Below are 16,229 nucleotides of genomic sequence, written 5' to 3' on the forward strand. Positions count from 1 at the left end.
TCGTCACTCCGGCGTTCAGTGAATGGCGAGGGCGCGGCGCAGCGCGGCCTGCAGCTTGGCGGCGTCGAAACCACGCCAGCGCGCGGCCACATGCTGGTCGGGGCGTATCAGGTAGAGCGTGCCGGGCCGGCCATCGTAGCGCTGGGCCAGCACGCCCTCGCTGTCGATCAGGTCGCGGCCGATCTCCAGCACGCTCAGTCCCTCGACGGCCGGCGCCGGCCCGAAGCTCAGCAGCACAAAGCCATGACCCAGGTGCTTGAGCAGCCAGTCCGGCTGGCCGGCACGGTTGTGCACCGGCGCGTCGGCGCATGGGCTGCCGGGCTTCATGCGGCCATGGAACAGCTCCTCGTCAGGCGTGTTGAGCGAGGAGTTCAGGTAGGGCGTGGGCGTGGAGAGCCGGCCGCTGTTGACCAGCGGGCGCGCGAACGCCTCGGTGCGCGCCAGTTCCAGCACCGCGTTGCGCAGGCGCAGCGAGCTGCGGCTCTTGGGCGTGATGAAGTCGGTGGCGCGGGTGGAGTTCAGGAGGTTGTCGTCGGCCGCAAAGGCGCGCTCCTCGTGGTAGCTGTCCAGCAGATGCTCGGGCGCGCGGCCGCTCAGCACCGCTTGCAGCTTCCAGGCCAGGTTGTCGGCATCCTGCACGCCGGTGTTGGCACCGCGCGCGCCGAAGGGCGAGACCTGGTGCGCGGCATCGCCGGCAAACAGCACGCGGCCATGGCGGAAGCGGTCGATGCGCCGGCAGGCGAACTGGTAGACCGAGACCCACTCCAGCTCGAACTCGACCTGCGGCCCCAGCATGGCCTGGATGCGCGGGATCACCTTCTCGGGCTTCTTCTCCTCGTTGGGATCGGCGCCCCAGCCGAGCTGGAAGTCGATGCGCCAGACCCCATCGCATTGCTTGTGCAGCAGCACCGACTGACCGCGATGGAAGGGCGGGTCGAACCAGAACCAGCGCTCGGTGGGGAAGTTGGCGTCCTTGATGATCACATCGGCGATCAGGAAGCGATCCTGAAAGGCCTGGCCGGTGAACTCGGCACCAACCATACGGCGCGTGTCGCTGTTCGCGCCGTCGCAGGCCACCACCCAGTCGGCCATGCTGTGGAACACGCCGTCGGGCGTCTCGATGGTGAGGCGCACGCCCTCGGTATCCTGCTCCAGGCTCAAGAGGCGATGCTTCCAGCGCAGCTCGATCAGCGGCGAGGCTTCGCAGGCCGCCACCAGCTTTTCCTCCAGGTGGTACTGCTGCAGATTGATCATGGCCGGCATCTGGTGTTTCGCCTCGGGCAGCAGGTCGAACTGGTAGGCCAGCTCGTCGCGGAAGAACACCTTGCCGACCTGCCAGCGCACGCCCTGCTCCACCAGGCCGGCACCCACGCCCAGGCGGTCCCAGATTTCGAGCGGGCGCTTGGCGTAGCAGACCGCGCGCGAGCCGATGCTGACGCTGTTGTTGTCGTCCAGCAGCACGCAGCGCAGGCCGCGCGCGGCGCAGTCCAGCGCCAGGGTCAGGCCGATGGGCCCGGCGCCGACGATCAGCACCGCATGGCGCTGCGGCTCGCCGCTGCGCTGCTCATCGCTCTGGCGGTAGGCGTACTCGGGATAGGTATAGGTCTTCATCAGCATGGCCGTCTCCTGCCCTTTCTGTCAGTCAGTCACTCACTCAACGGGGTTGCGCGAATTCCTTGTCGTGCATCCAGGCTGCATGCTTGGGCGCCTTCTTGGTGGCGGCCCATTCGTTGAGCATGTCCCATTTGCAGGCGTCCAGCGCCTGGTACATCGCCGGCGTGCCCACATCGGCCGCCAGTTCGACGCGGTGGCCGTTGGGATCGAAGAAGTAGATGCTCTTGAAGATGGTGTGGTCGGTGATGCCTATCACCTCGATGCCCTCGGCCTGCAGGCGTGCCTTGGCCTCTTCCAGCTCGGCCACGCTGCCCACCTTGAAGGCGATGTGCTGCACCCATTCGGGCGTGTTGCTGTCGCGACCCATCTCGGGCGAGTTGGGCAGCTCGAAGAAGGCCAGGATGTTGCCATTGCCCGCATCCATGAAGAGATGCATATAGGGGTCGGGCGCGTGGGTCGAGGGCACCTTGTCCTCGGCGATGGCGAGCACGAACTCCATGCCCAGGTGCTTGCGGTACCACTCGACGGTGGTCTTGGCGTCCTTGCAGCGGTAGGCGACGTGGTGAATGCGTTCGATCTTTGTCATGGCTCAGTTCCCTTCTAATGCTTGCCACATGGCGATATCGCGCTCGGCGGTCCAGATCCGTGGGTCCGGATACTGGGTGGCCTCGTCGTAGGCGCGGGTGACGTCAAACGGCATGCAGTGGGCAAAGATCACCCACTGGCCGTACTTGGGTGCGAGACGCTCATAGGTTTCGCGGTACACGCTCTTGAGGTCACGGCCTGCGCTGGCGCCGGCCTTGACGCTTTCATAGAGTTCGCTCACGAAGGCGCGCGTTCCGGCCAGTCCGGCGGCCACCTGCGCGGGGTTTTGCAGCGCGGCACCGCGGCCGGGCACGAGCTTTTCGGGCCTGAGCGCGGCGATCCTGTCCAGGGTCTGCGGCCAGTCCTGAAAATAGGCGTCGCCCGCATAGGGCGTGGCGTCGAACTCGACCAGATCGCCCGAGAACAGCACCTTGTCCTGCGGCAGCCAGACCACCGTGTCGCCCTTGGTATGGCCGCGGCCGAGTTGCAGGATCTGCACCTCCAGCTTGCCCAGCCACAGCGTCATCTTGTTTTGGAAGGTGAGCGTGGGCCAGGTCATGCCCGGCGGCACCGATTCGACATTCTGGAACAGGCGCGGGAAGCGGCCGATCTCGCTGGCCTTGTCCTGCTCGCCGCGCTCGACGATGAGGTCGTAGGTGTCCTGGCTGGCGATGATGTGTTCCGGCTGGTAGGCCGAGGCCCCCAGCACCCGCACCGCGTGGTAGTGGCTCAAGAGCACGTACTTGATGGGCTTGTCGGTCACCTCGCGGATGCGCCGAATCACGTCCTGGGCCATCACCGGGGTTGCCTGCGTGTCGATCACCATCACCGCGTCGTCACCGATCACGATGCCGGTGTTGGGATCTCCCTCGGCCGTGTAGGCATAGGCATGGTCGGAGAGGCGATCAAAGCTGACACGCTTCACTTCCAGATCGGCCTGGGAGGCAAAGGTCTTGGTACTCATGAGACTGGCTTTCCTCAAATGGGGCGGCTACATTTCGTCATACGCAAATGCATTCACCTATGACAAACAACAGGGCTTGATCTTAGTTAGGCCGTTTGTTAATGTCTAATTGATTGTTTTAGGTATAAACCCGCATGCCCGATAGCCAGAGCCTTGACGAAGACGCCCCCGCCGCCGAGCGCGGCCCGCGTGGCATCCAAAGCGTGGAGGTCGGCGGCGCGCTCTTGATTGCCCTGGCCCATCTGGGCCGGCCCCTGGCGCTGAAGGACCTGGCGCGCGAGGCCGGCATGCCGCCGGCCAAGGCCCATCCCTATTTGGTGAGCTTCATCAAGCTGGGCCTGGTCGAGCAGGAGGCCGGCAGCGGCCGCTACGGCCTGGGGCCGCTGGCGCTGCAGCTGGGCCTGATCAGCCTGCAGCAATACGACCCGGTGCGCCTGGCCACGCCGCGCGTGGAAGAGCTGGCCCAGGCGTTGGATGTGACGGTGGCGATCGCCGTGTGGGGCAACCGCGGCCCCACCATCGTGCGCGTGGCCGAGGCACCCAGCCCGGTGCATGTGAGCATGCGCCATGGCACGGTGATGAGCATGCGCGGCACCGCCTCGGGTCGGCTGTTCGCGGCCTTTCTGCCGCGCGAGCAGGTGCTGGAGGCGCTGGCCCGCGAGGGCGGGCCAGCGAAGTTCGATCCCGAACTGCAGTCCCACCTGGACCGGGCGCGCGCACTGGGCATCGCCAGCTCACGCGACGGCGTGGTGGCGGGCGTCTCGGCCCTGGCTGCGCCGGTGTTCGACGATCAGGGCCGCATGGTGCTGAGCATCACCGCGATCGGGCCCAGCAGCGGGTTTGAGTTGGCGGAGAACGGTGCGATGGCTCAGGCGCTCAAGCGCACCGGCGGCGAGCTGTCGCGCCAGCTGGGCTGGCGCGGCTGACGCGCCTCACTCCTCGTCCCAGCTCCAGACCGCGCGCAGCACCTCGGCCTCTTCGGCCATGGGCATGAAGTAGGGGTAGAGATTGCGCGAGAGCCGCACCATCTCGGGCCGGCCGCCATACAGCATGATCTGCGCCTGCACATAGTCCAGGTCCAGGCTCAGCAGGGTTGCCGGGGCATCCACCACATCGTGGTGCCGCACCCCGCCGTGCTCGACAAAACCCAGCATGCGCTTGTAGAACGAAACATGGCGTGGGTTGACCTCGATCACCAGATGGTCGGCCTGAAAACGCGCCTTGGCCAGCAGGTAGACCACATGGAACAAGCTGGCCAGCACGGGCCGCGCCGGTGCGTCGCGCTCCACCGCGAGGCGCGTCACCTCGCACAGGGTCCAGCCCTTGTCGCGCATGATCTCGAGTTCGTCGCTGAAGGCCAGGTCGGCGGTCAGGCCCTCCAGGCTGTCCGGGCGCACACCGACGGTGCCCACCACCTGGCGCTCCATGATGGTCTGTACCGTACACACCACACCGCGGTGCGCCCATTGGGCAGCACTCAGGTCATAACCGCTGTCGGCATAGCGGCGCCGCACCAGATGACCGGCCTGATGCTCGGTCGTGCTGCCATCGCCGGCCAGCACGCGAATCACACCGGCCTCGGTTTCGCGCGTCAGCAGGGGGCGGAACGCCTGCTGCTGCTGCTGCTGACGCTCGCGCGGCCCGTCGTCGCGCGCCACTTGCGACAACCCCGCCAATATGTCCACGCCCTCAGCCGCCATACACAAACTCCAACAGATCAGGCCCAAGTCTATTCGACCTGTCGTGACAATATTCACGCCACGCCGGTCGTCACACAAAACAGGCTCATCTATTGCAAAGACTTACACGCGCGTTGCAAGTCGTCAAGCCTTGGGGCCGTCCATCAGCGCCAGCCATTGCGCGCGCGCCTGCAGCAGGGCGGCTTGCACGCGCTCGTCGGCATGCTGGGCCGCCGCATGCACATCGAACACCGCCTCGAGCCGCGCCGGCGCGATGCCGGCCGCCAGCTCGGGGTCGGCGGCCACGGCGGCGCGTGCCAGCACGCGCAAGGGCGCCTCGCCCTGCCGCACCCGCGCCACCAGCGCGTCCACGCAACGCCGGGCGCGCGCGCCGCCAAGCACGGGTGCCAGCAGCATGCCCAGGCCATCGGCAAAGATGAGGTCGCGCTGCGCGTCGATGTTCTCGAGCATGCGCGCGCCCTGCGGCTGCAGGCCTTCGGCGCATTCGGCCAGCGCCTTCACCGCACCATGCGTGCACAGCAGCAGCCCGCAGCATTCGGCCCATTCGGCCGGCCAGTTGCCCAGGCCACCCTCCTGTTGCTGCGGCATGCAGCCCAGCAGGGCCGCGACGCGCTGAGGTGCACGCTGGGCCGCCGCCAGGGCCTGCTGGCAGGCCACCGGCCCGCTCAGTTCGCCCAGCTCATCCTGCCCCAGCAGCGCCAAGTCGAGGGCCAGCTTGCCCAGCGAGCCGCACAGCACGCCCAGCTCGGCCGCCAGCCGCGCCAGCCGGTCGCGCTGGGTCGGCCAGGGCATTGCCGGCAGCGGCAGCTGCAGCTCCTGCCCCATCAAGACGCTCACTTGTGCAGATAGACCAAGCGCGCCGGCATCCAGTTGCAGCAGCAGCGACTCGTCCACACGCTCACGCAGCGCCTGCGCCGAACGCAGCAAGGGGCTCGCCCAGGCCAGCAGCTTGTGGCGCAGGCTGGTCACCTGCACCGGCTGCAGCTGGCGGCGGGCCAGCAGGGCGGTGCGGGCATGGCGCTCGGCCAGATCCAGCAATTGCCCGCACAGGCTGAGCAAATCGTGCTCGATCAGCCGCAGGGCCTTGCGTGTCTGCAAGACCATGGCGGTGTCCAGCAGGTCCTGGTGGCTACTGCCCCAGTGCACGAAGCCGGCGGCCAGCGGGTCGAACAGGGCCACCGTCTCGCTGAGCTTGCGCACCACCGGCAACGCCAGGCTGCCGGCGCGAGCGCTGGCGGCCAGCATCGCCGCCACATCGTAGAGTTCGGCTCGGCAGAGGCTGGCAATGGCCTGCGCAGCGCCCGCCGGTATCGTGCCCGCCTTGGCCTGGGCGCGCGCCAGCGCCGCCTCGAAATCCATCATCGCCTGCACGACAGCGGTCTCGTCAAAGACCTCCACCATCTCGGGCGTCGACAAAAATCCCTCAAATACCAACACTGACATCACCGCGTCCCAAAGGATCTTTGTTCGGCGGGATGCTAGCGAGGCCTGCGCCCGGCAAGCGTCGCGACAAACCCGGGTCGGGTTTGTCACGAGGCTGCATGCACTCAGGCGGCGTTATGCAGGCCCGCCAGGCGGCTCATATGGCCCAGCGAGAGGCGGTGCATTTCAAGCAGCGCCAGCAGGCCGTTGCGGTGCAGCTCGCCCACGGTGGCATCGTCCAGCGCCGCGTACTTCTCTTCGTCCAGGGCCAGGAAGCCCTCGACGTCGATCTTCTCGCCATTCGTCAGCGTGGCCTCGAAGCGCATGTCGCGCAGCAGCTCCAACTGCACCAGGCGATCGCAGGCCAGGCGGGTGCGCTCGGCCTCGCGTTCGAAGCTTTCCAGGAAGTTCTTGGCGTTGACCGTGAACTCGGTCGGCTGGCCATCCTCGGAGAACAGCTGGGTGCCCTCGGTCTCGGAGAAGCCCTTCCAGTCGGCGTCGTAGCAGACCGCCATGTCCTCGCTCTCGTTGATGCGGGCCATGGCGAAAGGATAACGGCGCAGATAGGCGGGCATGTACTGACCCTGCCATTCGCCGTTCTTGATGAACAGATTGCTGCCCGCCTTCAGGCCGAACACGGCCAGCGGCGCCACCGCCACCTTGCCGCCGTTGGCATTGGCCGGATCGCCGACGCGCACGAACACGATCGGAAACTCCTTGCAGGCGTCGGCGAATTCCACCACGGCCAGGAACAGCGAGTTCATGCCGGCCACGCGGTCCACACTGCTCAGCTCGGTCTGCAGGCGCAGCTTCTTGTGCTGCTCACGGTCCAGCGGCACCAGGTTGCCATACATCGGGGGGTTGCTCATTTCTCAGTTTCTCCATCAGCGGCCAGTCTCGAGACCAGCACCTTGTCCACACGCTTGCCATCGAGGTCCACGACCTCGAATCTCCAGGCGTTCCACTCCACCACATCGGCCGTACGCGGCAAGCGCCCCAGCAGCAGCATCACCATGCCGGCCAGGGTGTTGTAGCGCCCACGGTCCTCTTCGGGCAGTTCCTTCAAGTCCAGGCGGTCCTTCAGCTCGGGCACGGGTATCAGGCCATCCATCAGCCAGCTGCCGTCCTCGCGTTGCACCGCCCAGGCATCACCATCGCTGGGCGCGTTGAACTCGCCCGCGATCGCTTCCAGCACGTCGCGCACAGAGATCACCCCCTGCACCTCGCCGTATTCATCCACCACAAACACCAGCGGCGCATCGGCCGCGCGGAAGTGTTCCAGCAACTCCATGCCCGAGAGCGTCTCGGGCACGAACACCGGCGCCTCCAGGCCTTCGCTCAGGGCCAGGTCTTGCCCCGCCAGCACGCGCGCCAGCAGGCCCTGGGTGCTGGCCACCCCCAGCACGTCGCTCAGGCCGCCGCGGCAGACCGGATAGCGGCTGTAACCATGGGCCTGCAGCATCTTCAGCACCTGCTCGGGCGCATCGCTCGCGTCCAGCCAGGCGATCTCGGCACGCGGGATCATCATGGAGCCGATCTGGCGCTCGTCCAGGCGAAACACATTGCGCACCATCTGGTGCTCATGCTCCTCGATCACGCCGGCATCCAGGCCCTCCTCCAGGCTGGCGGCAATTTCTTCTTCGGTGACGCTGCGCTGCGTCTTGCCGCGCAAGCCCATCAGGCCCAGCGTGGCCTCGGTGGCGAAGCTCAGGCCCTTCACCAGCGGGCGTGCCACCAGAGAGAGGAATTCCATCGGCGGCGCCACCATGCGCGCCACCGTCTCGGGATAGATCTGGCCCAGGCGCTTGGGCACCAACTCGCCGAAGATGATGGTCACCACCGTAATGATCACCACCACCAGGGCGGTGGCGGCGATGTCCACCGCATTGCCGTGCAGACCAAAGGTCTGGCTGAGCCAGCGCGACAGCGGCGCCGAAAAGGCGGCATCACCCACGATGCCGTTCAGCACCCCGATCGAGGTGATGCCGATCTGCACCGTGGAGAGGAATTTGGTCGGGTTGTCGTGCAGGTCCATGGCGGCCTGGGCACCCGCCTCACCCGCCTCCACCAGCACCTGCAGGCGCGCCTTGCGACTGGCCGAGAGGGCCATTTCAGACATCGCAAAAAAGGCGTTCAGCAACAACAGGAAGAGAAGTAAGGCGGTATCCATTGAGCGCGCCGCCTGATCCGGGTTTACCCGCGACGCGGCGCTGTGGGTTCGAAGAAGCCGGCAAGAGTAGCAGAAGCCCGTGACGATTCCGACAGCACAATCCCGGTATGAACTACCTGATCGGCGACCTGCAAGGATGCTGCGATGCGCTCGAGCGCCTGCTGCAGAAGATCGACTTCTCGCCCTCGCGCGACCGCATTTACCTGCTGGGTGACCTGGTGAACCGCGGCCCGGCCTCGCTGCCGACCCTGCGCCGCCTGCAGGGCCTGGGTGCGGCCGCCACCTGCCTGCTGGGCAACCACGACCTGCACCTGCTGGCCGCCGCCCAGGGCACGCGCAAGCCCAGCCGCAGCGACACCCTGCACGAGATCCTCGAAGCACCTGACCGCGAGGCCCTGCTCGACTGGCTGCGCCAGCAGCGCATGGCCTGCTTCGAGCAGGGCTGGCTGATGGTGCATGCGGGCGTGGTGCCGCAATGGGACCTGGCCCAGACCCTGACCCTGGCCGGCGAGGTGGAGGCGCTGCTGCGCAGCCCGGAACTGGCCGAATTCCTGGGCCAGATGTACGGCAACGAGCCGGCGCGCTGGGACGAACACCTGAGCGGCGCGGCACGCCTGCGCTTCATCGTCAATGTGCTGACGCGGCTGCGCTTTTGCGCCGCCGACGGCACGCTGGACTTCAAGACCAAGGACGGGGCCGGCAGCGCGCCCGAGGGCTTCATGCCCTGGTTTGACGTGCCGGGTCGGCGCAGCGCCGACACCCCCATCGCCTTCGGCCATTGGTCCACCCTGGGCCTGCTGCAGCGCCCCGGCCTGCTGGCGCTGGACACCGGCTGCGTCTGGGGCGGCAGCCTGAGCGCGGCGCGCGTGGAGGATGGCCACACGCTGGAACTGATACAGGTGCGCTGCGCGCAGGGCCAGAAGCCTGGGGAATAGCGGCTAGAATTCCGCCTCCTGACGGAGGAGGCTTGGGGGAGCGGTTTAACCCAACAGTCTTGAAAACTGTCGACGGGCAACCGTCCGTGAGTTCGAATCTCACAGCCTCCGCCACCCGAGTTTCCGCCAGGCAGCGCACCGCGTGATGCTTGCGACGACTGCCTTGCCGCGCAAACCTGCCCGGCTGGATCAGAATGGCAGCACCCCCGCCCCTGGGTCCGAATACTTGTCGACGCAGCAAGCCACCCCATTCCTCCTCAAGACCAGTCGCGTCTTGATGCCCTTGCTATGTCTGGCAGGAAGCGCGTGCATGGCCCAGCGCATCACCGTCGAGTACCGCGACAAGCCCCCCTACAGCTTCACCGACCGCGGCCAGCCCGCCGGCTTCCTGCTCAAGCGCACCATCGAGATCATGAAGCTGGCCGGGCTCGAGGCCCGCTATGTCGAGATGCCGCTCAAGCGCATCGTGAACGACATCCAGGCCAACCAGGAGGCGCTGTGCTCGCCGAGCTGGTACAAGCTGCCGGAGCGCGAGAAGTTCGCGCGCTTCTCGCTGGCCATCCATCAGGACAAGCCGCATGTGGTGCTGGCCAGCGGCGCGGTCGCGGCGGCCCTGCGCGCCCATGCCAGCATGGCCGCCCTGATGGCGGACACCCGCCTCAGCCTGGGCGTGGTCGAGGGCGTCTCCTACGGGCCCGAGCTCGACAGGGCAATCGCCGCGCTGCCCCGGCCGCCGATACGCGCGGTGACCTCGCCGGTGCAGCTTGCCAAGATGGTGGCAGTGCGGCGCGCCGACTACATGCTGATCGACCAGGAAGACCTCAACTGGATCGACACCAAGGGCGAGATCAACGCGCTGAATCTGGTGCGCATCAACTATCCGGACGCACCTCTTGGGCTCAAGCGCTACCTGATGTGCTCCAGGCAGGTGGACCCGCGCACCATGGAGCGCATCGACCAGGCGATCCGGCAGTTGCTGCCCGAGCTGGCACCCTGAGCTGATCAAGGTCATGCGGCCAACACGGCGGCCCGCCTAGACTCGGCGCCCATGGACAAACACTATCTTGCGCCGCTGTTCACGCCCAGCTCCATCGTGGTGTTCGCAGGCCAGGCGGAGGTGCCCGAGGGTCTCAGCCCCCAGGCGCTGAACCTGCACGCCGCGCTGCGCGGCCAGCGCTATAGCGGCACGCTGCAGTTCCTGGATGTACAAACCAGCGGCACGCTGGCCGACCTGGCCCAGGCGCGCGCCGATCTGGCCATCATCGCCCTGCCGCCCGCCGAGCTGGCCGCCGCGCTCGAGATTGCCGGCCGCATGAACTGCCGCGCCGCCCTGCTGCTGAGCAGCGGCATAGGCGCCGAGCAGGCTGCGGAGTTGAAGAAGATCGCGCGCCGCGAGGGCGTCTACCTGCTCGGCCCCAACAGCCTGGGCCTGCAGCGCCCCGCCCTGCAGCTGAATGCCAGCGTGGCCGGGCCGCTGGCCGCGGCGGGCTCGCTGGCCCTGGTGTCGCAGTCGGGGGCGCTGACCGCCGCAATGCTGGACTGGGCCAGCAAGAATGCGGTGGGCTTTTCCAGCGTGGTCTCGCTGGGCCCGCACACCGGCGTGGACATCGCCGAGGTGCTGGATTTCCTGGCACATGACGCGCAGACGCAAAGCATCATCGTCTACTTGGAGGGCATCGCCAGCGCGCGCCGCTTCATGAGCGCGCTGCGCTCGGCCGCCATCGCCAAGCCGGTGGTGGTGTTGAAGGCGGGCCGCAAGCCCGCCGGCAACGAGGCTGCGCACACCCACAGCGCCAGCATCATAGGCAGCGACGAGGTGTTCGACGCCGCGCTGCGCCGCGCCGGTGCGGTGCGCGTGCGCTCCTTCGTCGAGCTGTTCTCGGCCGCAAAATGTCTGGCCTCGCGCTACCGCCCGGTGGGTCGGCGCATGGCCATCGTCACCAACGGCGGCGGCCCCGGCGTGCTGGCAGCCGACTGGGTCAACGAGCTGGGCCTGCAACTTGGCAAACTGGCAAGCGAGACGGCGGCGGCGCTGCGGCCGCAGCTGCCGGCGCTGGCCTCGCTGAGCGATCTGGTCGACCTCTCCGAGGAGGCCGGTCCGGCGCATTTCCGCGCCGCCGTCGAGGCCGCGGCGCGAGATGCCCAGATCGACGGCGTGCTGGCCATCTGCTCGCCCAAGCCCGGCGGCGATGCCGAGGCGGTGGCGGCGGCCCTGGCCGAACTCAAACCCACGCTGAGCAAGCCGCTGCTGGCCTGCTGGATGGGCGACGCCTCGGTGGGCGCGGCGCGCAGCCTGCTCAACCGCGCCGGTATCCCGAGCTTTCGCACCCCCGAGGCGGCGGTGGGGGCCTTCGACAACATCGCGTCCTATTACCAGAACCAGCGCCTCCTGCAACAGACGCCGCCGCCGCAAAGCACCCTGGCCAGGGCCGACATAGAGTCGGCACGCCTGGTGATCGAGAGCGTGCTGGCCGAACGCCGCAAGGTGCTGACCGAGCTGGAGTCCAAGACCCTGCTGTCGGCCTTCCACATCCCGGTCACGCAGACCATGCTGGCGCGCAGCGCCACCGAGGCGATGATGATCGCCACCCAGCTGGGTTTCCCGGTGGCGCTCAAGATCGACTCGCCCGACATCAGCCACAAGTCCGATGTCGAGGGTGTGGCCCTGAACGTGATGAGCGGCGCCGCCGCACGCGACACCTATACCGAGATGGTCGAGCGCGTGGCCCGCCTGCAGCCGCAGGCGCGCATCAATGGCGTGACGGTGCAGAAGATGGCAAGGGCGCGGCGCGGCCGCGAGATCTATGTGGGCCTGGTCACCGACGACCCCTTCGGCCCGGTGATCGTGTTCGGCGCCGGCGGCACCCGCATCGAGCTGATGGACGACCGCGCCATGGAGCTGCCGCCGCTCAACCAGTTTCTGGCGCGCCGTCTGATCGAGCGCGCGCGCGTCGCCGAAACCCTGGGCGAATGGCGCGGCGCGCCGGCCGTGCAGATGGAAGCGCTGGAGCAACTGCTGCTGCGCGTCTCGGAAATGGTGTGCGAGCTACCCCAGCTGCGCGAGATGGACATCAACCCCATCATCATCGACGCCGATGGCGCGGTGGCGGTGGACGCGCGCATCGTGGTCGAGCATGCCACACCCGCCGGCGCGGGCGCATCCAGCTATGCGCATCTCGCCATCCTGCCCTACCCGGCACGCTACGAGCGCGTGCTGCCGCTGCGCGGCGGCGGCGAATACCTCTTGCGACCCATCCATCCCGACGACGCACAGATGCTGCAGGTGCTGGTGCAGCAGCTCTCGCCGGAGAGCCGCTACTTCCGTTTCGTCTCGCACATGAGCGAGCTACCGGCCTCGATGCTGGCACGCTTCACCCTGATCGATTACGACCGCGAGATGGCCCTGGTGGCGGTGGTGAAGGAGCGCCGCGCCGATGGCGATGGCGTGGTGGAGAGCGAGCGCATCGTCGGCGTGTCGCGCTACATCACCAACCCCGATCGCAGCAGCTGCGAGTTCGCGCTGGTGGTGGCCGATGACTTCAACGGCCGTGGCCTGGGCTCACGGCTGATGGAGTCCATCATGGACGTGGCGCGCGACAAGGGCCTGGCCGAGATCGACGGCCTGGTACTGGCCAACAACGCCGGCATGCTCAAGCTGATGCGCAGCCTGGGCTTTGCCGTCAAGCCCTTCCCCGAGGACCCCGACTTCAGGCTCTGCACGCATGCGCTGTAGCGCTTGCGCGTGAAGGAATTCACACCCCAACCCCCACGGAACAAGGGTGCCTACCAGCCCCGGCGCGGCGGGCCGGCGCGGACAATCGGCAGCCATACAGACACCGGGGCCCGCCATGCAAAGCGCACGCCGCTTCTTCAGCTTTCTTTCCGGCATCGCGCTCTACACCAGCGCGATGGTGGCGTCCAATGTGCTGGCCACCATCTCCTTGCCGCGCAGCTGGGTGCTGGTGTCCGGGCGCAGCGACACCATGATGGCCCAGGCCTGGAAGGCCTGCCTGCTGGCCCTGCCCCTGGTGGTGCTGGCCGCCATCTGGGTCAACATCACGTTGCGCGCGCGCCAGCGCAGCCGCAAGCATGTGGTGGCCTGGCTGTTCGGTGGCCTGGTGGCCGGCTGGCTGGGCTGGCTGATGTATGGCTTCATCGTCTTCGCCGTGCAGACCGGCGAACGCACCTGGCCAGTCTCGGCCATGCTGTTTTCCTCCAACATTCCGCCCCTGTGGGGCCTGATGAATACCGCCGGCATCTTCCTGGGCGCCTTGATCGGCCTCTGGACCGTGCCCGAGCGCATCTCGACCCGCCAGCAACGTGCCGCCCTGGCAGCAGCGGCCGCCGCCGCAAACGCCGACACGCCGGCCGCGCCGAGCCGGGGACCCCGCATTCCGCGCCTGAGTAACTGGCGCAAGCCGGCCGCGCCCGCCGTCGAGGCGGCCACCAGAGAGCCCCGCGAGAAAGCCCTTAGCGAGCAACCATAGGCCAGCCGCAGCGGCCCGGCTAGCATAGGCAGCAGCACCACAGCCCAAAGGCGCCGCCCATGAGCCTAGCCCGCCACTTCCACCAGATGGCCTACAACAATGCCTGGGCGAACCACCGCCTGCTTGGGGCCTGCGCGAAGTTGCAGCCGGGTGAGTTCGAGGCCGCACGCAGCGGCTTCTTTCCCTCGCTGCGCGCCACGCTGAACCACAACCTCACGGTCGACTGGTTCTATATCGATGCGCTGGAGCGCGAATTGCACGGCGCGCCACCCAACCCGGATTGCTACCAGTTCTTTGCGCAGGACGAGCCCTGCCAGAGCCTGGAACAGCTGCGCCAGGAGCAGCGCCAATCCGACCGCCGCCTGCTGGCCTATTGCGCGCAACTGATGGACAGCGAGCTGGAGCGGCTGGTGACCATAGACCGCCCCGGCCGGCAGCAACAGGACACGCGCGCCCGCCTGCTGGCGCATCTGCTGCAGCACCAGATCCACCACCGCGGCCAGGCGCATTGCATGCTCTCCAGCAGCTCGGTCAAACCGCCGCAGCTGGACGAGTTCTTCTGCGCCGGCGAGGCCCATCTGCGCGCCGCCGAGTTTGCCGAACTGGGCTTTACCGAAGCGATGATCTGGGACTGAGTCGGGACCGAGGCAAGGCCCTGCGGCCTTGCCGACGCCCGACGAAGGACTTGGCGCATGCAGGCGCCAAGGCTGAGGCACCCGCAAGAAGAAACCCGCCAGCTCCTTCGAACTGGCGGGTCAGGTGAAGGCCCCAGGACGCAGCGGTTTCACGGCCCGTCCAGCCTGAGGATGCTGCCTTCACCACGTCTGATGTCGGGGACATCAGCCTGTTTCCCCTTCGCGGGGAATCCTCAGTCTCGTGGCGCCACCGTCTGCTCTCATTGCTACCGGCTTTGCCACAGTGCAAATCTAGTCGCTGCCGGGCCGGGCGCTTTGCGCTGGCTCAACAGCCTGCAGCGCCGGCTACTCGCCCAGCTCGGCGCGTGCCTTTTGCTGGCCGCGCAGGCGGCCGATGCGGTCTTCCAGCTGGCGCCGCATATTGTCGAAAGCGTCGCGCAGCGCCACATAGGCATCCTCGTTCTGCACATGGCTGACGCTCAACTCATGGCCAGGGAAGGTCAGGTCGATACGCACGACGAAGGGGCGGCCCTGCTGGCTGTGCTTGTGGTCCAGTTCGATGCAGACGCGGCAGCTGGTCAGGTCGGCACAGAATTGCTCCAGCTTGAGCGCACGCTCCTCGGCGGCGGCGCGCAGGGCGGCGGATTCTTCCATACCTTGGAAGCGAACATGCAGTGCTTGCCTCATGAGAGTCTTCTCCTCGTTGTTGCCGGCGGCCGCGCCCCGATGGTCGCGAATCCCGCTTGGCATGTCACTACGATGCCTGAGCCGCGCCGAGCAGTCTTGACGTAACGCAAGGCTGGGCCGGACGGCGCTAGCGCTGCCACTGCGGGAAGTAACCCAGCAAGTCCTGCACCGCGCTGTCATGCGCCGGCACCACCACCAGGGCCGGCTCGGCGGCCATCAGCGCACGCACCTGGGCCTGACTGTCCAGGGTCTGCTGCGCATGGCCGTCCACCAGCAGGCTGGCGGCCCAGAATTTGGGGGCGCCGGCGCGCAGCGCAGCCAGGGTCCAGGCCACGTCGCCAATGAAGAAGAACTCGCGCCCCGAGTCCACCTTGACGAACAGCCCCATCGAGCCGGGCGTGTGGCCGGGCATGGGCACCAGCACCACCGTGCCGTCGCCAAACAGATCCAGGCTTTGCGCATAGCCGCGATGCGGCCGGGCCTGGAACTGCAGCGCCTCCCAGCGCATGCCGGGCGCACCGAGCTGCGAGGCCCAGCTGCCGCCAGGGCCGCGGCTGGGCTGCCGGATCCGCGGCAGCTCGGCCGCGGCCACGCCGATGCGCGCGGCCGGAAAGTCCAGCAAGCCGCCGGCATGGTCCCAATGGCTGTGGCTCAGCAGCAGCAAGCCGGGCGGCGCCAGGCCGGCCTCGTCGAGCTGCTGGCGCGCCGGCCGCACCGGCGCCTCGTACCTGAAGAAGGGCCGCCACCAGGCCGGCATGTCCTGCCGGTACTGGCCCTCGATCTGGCTACCCATGCCGGTATCGAAGAGCAGCAGCTCCTCGCCATGGCGCACCAGAAAGGCTGAAAAATTGGAGTCGATGCGCTTGCTGAAGCTGCCGCCGGGCACCAGCAGGCCCTCGGCCACGGCCACGCGGGCGGTCTTGATGATGGCCAGCTGCACCGACGGTGCAGCTGCAGCGCCATGGCTGAGCGCCAGGCTCAGGGCGAGGAATGGAAGGATTCGTTTGAGCATGGGCGCAGCCTAAACATG

15 protein-coding genes and 1 tRNA gene are annotated in these 16,229 nt (G+C 67.6%); 7 read left to right on the forward strand and 9 right to left on the reverse strand.

What is annotated here, in order from left to right:
* Positions 1 to 15: 15 nt before the first annotated feature.
* From WG898_RS15225 to WG898_RS15235, 3 genes are read right to left on the reverse strand one after another with little or no spacing between them, the layout of a single operon-like run.
* On the reverse strand, positions 16 to 1,617 hold the full coding sequence (locus tag WG898_RS15225; RefSeq protein ID WP_339603650.1) for an FAD-dependent oxidoreductase: 1,602 nt from the start codon (positions 1,615 to 1,617) through the stop codon (positions 16 to 18).
* Between the two features lie 37 nt (positions 1,618 to 1,654).
* Positions 1,655 to 2,200, reverse strand: a complete 546-nt coding sequence (locus WG898_RS15230) for a VOC family protein (RefSeq protein WP_339603651.1) — start codon at positions 2,198 to 2,200, stop codon at positions 1,655 to 1,657.
* Between the two features lie 3 nt (positions 2,201 to 2,203).
* Positions 2,204 to 3,163 (reverse strand): MBL fold metallo-hydrolase, encoded by a 960-nt coding sequence (locus WG898_RS15235; protein ID WP_339603652.1) that lies wholly within the window; start codon positions 3,161 to 3,163, stop codon positions 2,204 to 2,206.
* Between the two features lie 134 nt (positions 3,164 to 3,297).
* On the opposite strand from WG898_RS15235, the gene WG898_RS15240 reads away from it, so the two are divergent.
* The gene (locus tag WG898_RS15240) at positions 3,298 to 4,089 is read left to right on the forward strand and encodes an IclR family transcriptional regulator (RefSeq protein ID WP_339603653.1); all 792 of its coding nucleotides are present in this window, start codon (positions 3,298 to 3,300) and stop codon (positions 4,087 to 4,089) included.
* Positions 4,090 to 4,095: 6 nt separating this feature from the next.
* On the opposite strand, the gene WG898_RS15245 is transcribed toward WG898_RS15240, so the two are convergent.
* The 4 genes from WG898_RS15245 to WG898_RS15260 all read right to left on the reverse strand — a co-directional run bounded on the left by WG898_RS15245 (position 4,096) and on the right by WG898_RS15260 (position 8,455).
* Positions 4,096 to 4,863: an N-acyl amino acid synthase FeeM domain-containing protein gene (locus WG898_RS15245; RefSeq protein ID WP_339603654.1), complete on the reverse strand. Its 768-nt coding sequence runs from the start codon at positions 4,861 to 4,863 to the stop codon at positions 4,096 to 4,098.
* 123 nt (positions 4,864 to 4,986) lie between these two features.
* A complete protein-coding gene (locus WG898_RS15250) occupies positions 4,987 to 6,306 on the reverse strand; it encodes a lyase family protein (RefSeq protein ID WP_339603655.1) in 1,320 nt (439 codons plus the stop codon).
* A 104-nt stretch (positions 6,307 to 6,410) separates the two neighbouring features.
* A complete protein-coding gene (locus tag WG898_RS15255) occupies positions 6,411 to 7,154 on the reverse strand; it encodes a SapC family protein (RefSeq protein ID WP_339603656.1) in 744 nt (247 codons plus the stop codon).
* The gene (locus tag WG898_RS15260; protein WP_339603657.1) at positions 7,151 to 8,455 is read right to left on the reverse strand and encodes a hemolysin family protein; all 1,305 of its coding nucleotides are present in this window, start codon (positions 8,453 to 8,455) and stop codon (positions 7,151 to 7,153) included. The genes WG898_RS15255 and WG898_RS15260 overlap by 4 nt, the downstream gene beginning before the upstream one ends.
* Before the next feature lie 107 nt (positions 8,456 to 8,562).
* Here WG898_RS15260 and WG898_RS15265 point away from each other — a divergent pair, with 107 nt between their 5' ends.
* The 6 genes from WG898_RS15265 to WG898_RS15290 all read left to right on the forward strand — a co-directional run bounded on the left by WG898_RS15265 (position 8,563) and on the right by WG898_RS15290 (position 14,512).
* A complete protein-coding gene (locus WG898_RS15265; RefSeq protein WP_339603658.1) occupies positions 8,563 to 9,390 on the forward strand; it encodes a symmetrical bis(5'-nucleosyl)-tetraphosphatase in 828 nt (275 codons plus the stop codon).
* 26 nt (positions 9,391 to 9,416) lie between these two features.
* Positions 9,417 to 9,504 (forward strand) — tRNA-Ser (locus tag WG898_RS15270).
* Between the two features lie 196 nt (positions 9,505 to 9,700).
* On the forward strand, positions 9,701 to 10,387 hold the full coding sequence (locus WG898_RS15275; RefSeq protein ID WP_339603659.1) for a substrate-binding periplasmic protein: 687 nt from the start codon (positions 9,701 to 9,703) through the stop codon (positions 10,385 to 10,387).
* Positions 10,388 to 10,438: 51 nt separating this feature from the next.
* Entirely contained in the window at positions 10,439 to 13,123 is a 2,685-nt protein-coding gene (locus WG898_RS15280) for a bifunctional acetate--CoA ligase family protein/GNAT family N-acetyltransferase (protein WP_339603660.1), read from the forward strand.
* Positions 13,124 to 13,238: 115 nt separating this feature from the next.
* Positions 13,239 to 13,877 (forward strand): hypothetical protein, encoded by a 639-nt coding sequence (locus WG898_RS15285; RefSeq protein WP_339603661.1) that lies wholly within the window; start codon positions 13,239 to 13,241, stop codon positions 13,875 to 13,877.
* A 59-nt stretch (positions 13,878 to 13,936) separates the two neighbouring features.
* On the forward strand, positions 13,937 to 14,512 hold the full coding sequence (locus WG898_RS15290) for a DinB family protein (protein WP_339603662.1): 576 nt from the start codon (positions 13,937 to 13,939) through the stop codon (positions 14,510 to 14,512).
* A gap of 345 nt (positions 14,513 to 14,857) precedes the next feature.
* Here WG898_RS15290 and WG898_RS15295 read toward each other — a convergent pair whose 3' ends face one another.
* Together WG898_RS15295 and WG898_RS15300 are read right to left on the reverse strand one after the other, a co-directional pair.
* Positions 14,858 to 15,379 (reverse strand): HPF/RaiA family ribosome-associated protein, encoded by a 522-nt coding sequence (locus tag WG898_RS15295; protein WP_444718951.1) that lies wholly within the window; start codon positions 15,377 to 15,379, stop codon positions 14,858 to 14,860.
* The gene (locus WG898_RS15300; RefSeq protein ID WP_339603663.1) at positions 15,327 to 16,211 is read right to left on the reverse strand and encodes an MBL fold metallo-hydrolase; all 885 of its coding nucleotides are present in this window, start codon (positions 16,209 to 16,211) and stop codon (positions 15,327 to 15,329) included. Before WG898_RS15300 ends, WG898_RS15295 begins: the two co-directional genes overlap by 53 nt.
* Positions 16,212 to 16,229: the final 18 nt, after the last annotated feature.

This window comes from Paucibacter soli (genome assembly GCF_037482845.1).
Taxonomy (GTDB): Bacteria; Pseudomonadota; Gammaproteobacteria; order Burkholderiales; family Burkholderiaceae_C; genus Paucibacter_B; species Paucibacter_B soli.

What these genes read in the sequence shown, in the direction of transcription:
- WG898_RS15290 (WP_339603662.1), top strand. Translation starts at nt 13,937, where the DNA reads ATGAGCCTAGCCCGCCACTTCCACCAGATGGCCTACAACAATGCCTGG.
- WG898_RS15275 (WP_339603659.1), top strand. Translation starts at nt 9,701, where the DNA reads ATGGCCCAGCGCATCACCGTCGAGTACCGCGACAAGCCCCCCTACAGC.
- WG898_RS15250 (WP_339603655.1), bottom strand. Translation starts at nt 6,306, where the DNA reads ATGTCAGTGTTGGTATTTGAGGGATTTTTGTCGACGCCCGAGATGGTG.
- WG898_RS15265 (WP_339603658.1), top strand. Translation starts at nt 8,563, where the DNA reads ATGAACTACCTGATCGGCGACCTGCAAGGATGCTGCGATGCGCTCGAG.
- WG898_RS15240 (WP_339603653.1), top strand. Translation starts at nt 3,298, where the DNA reads ATGCCCGATAGCCAGAGCCTTGACGAAGACGCCCCCGCCGCCGAGCGC.
- WG898_RS15280 (WP_339603660.1), top strand. Translation starts at nt 10,439, where the DNA reads ATGGACAAACACTATCTTGCGCCGCTGTTCACGCCCAGCTCCATCGTG.
- WG898_RS15285 (WP_339603661.1), top strand. Translation starts at nt 13,239, where the DNA reads ATGCAAAGCGCACGCCGCTTCTTCAGCTTTCTTTCCGGCATCGCGCTC.
- WG898_RS15230 (WP_339603651.1), bottom strand. Translation starts at nt 2,200, where the DNA reads ATGACAAAGATCGAACGCATTCACCACGTCGCCTACCGCTGCAAGGAC.
- WG898_RS15255 (WP_339603656.1), bottom strand. Translation starts at nt 7,154, where the DNA reads ATGAGCAACCCCCCGATGTATGGCAACCTGGTGCCGCTGGACCGTGAG.
- WG898_RS15300 (WP_339603663.1), bottom strand. Translation starts at nt 16,211, where the DNA reads ATGCTCAAACGAATCCTTCCATTCCTCGCCCTGAGCCTGGCGCTCAGC.
- WG898_RS15245 (WP_339603654.1), bottom strand. Translation starts at nt 4,863, where the DNA reads ATGGCGGCTGAGGGCGTGGACATATTGGCGGGGTTGTCGCAAGTGGCG.
- WG898_RS15260 (WP_339603657.1), bottom strand. Translation starts at nt 8,455, where the DNA reads ATGGATACCGCCTTACTTCTCTTCCTGTTGTTGCTGAACGCCTTTTTT.
- WG898_RS15295 (WP_444718951.1), bottom strand. Translation starts at nt 15,379, where the DNA reads ATGACAGCGCGGTGCAGGACTTGCTGGGTTACTTCCCGCAGTGGCAGC.
- WG898_RS15225 (WP_339603650.1), bottom strand. Translation starts at nt 1,617, where the DNA reads ATGCTGATGAAGACCTATACCTATCCCGAGTACGCCTACCGCCAGAGC.
- WG898_RS15235 (WP_339603652.1), bottom strand. Translation starts at nt 3,163, where the DNA reads ATGAGTACCAAGACCTTTGCCTCCCAGGCCGATCTGGAAGTGAAGCGT.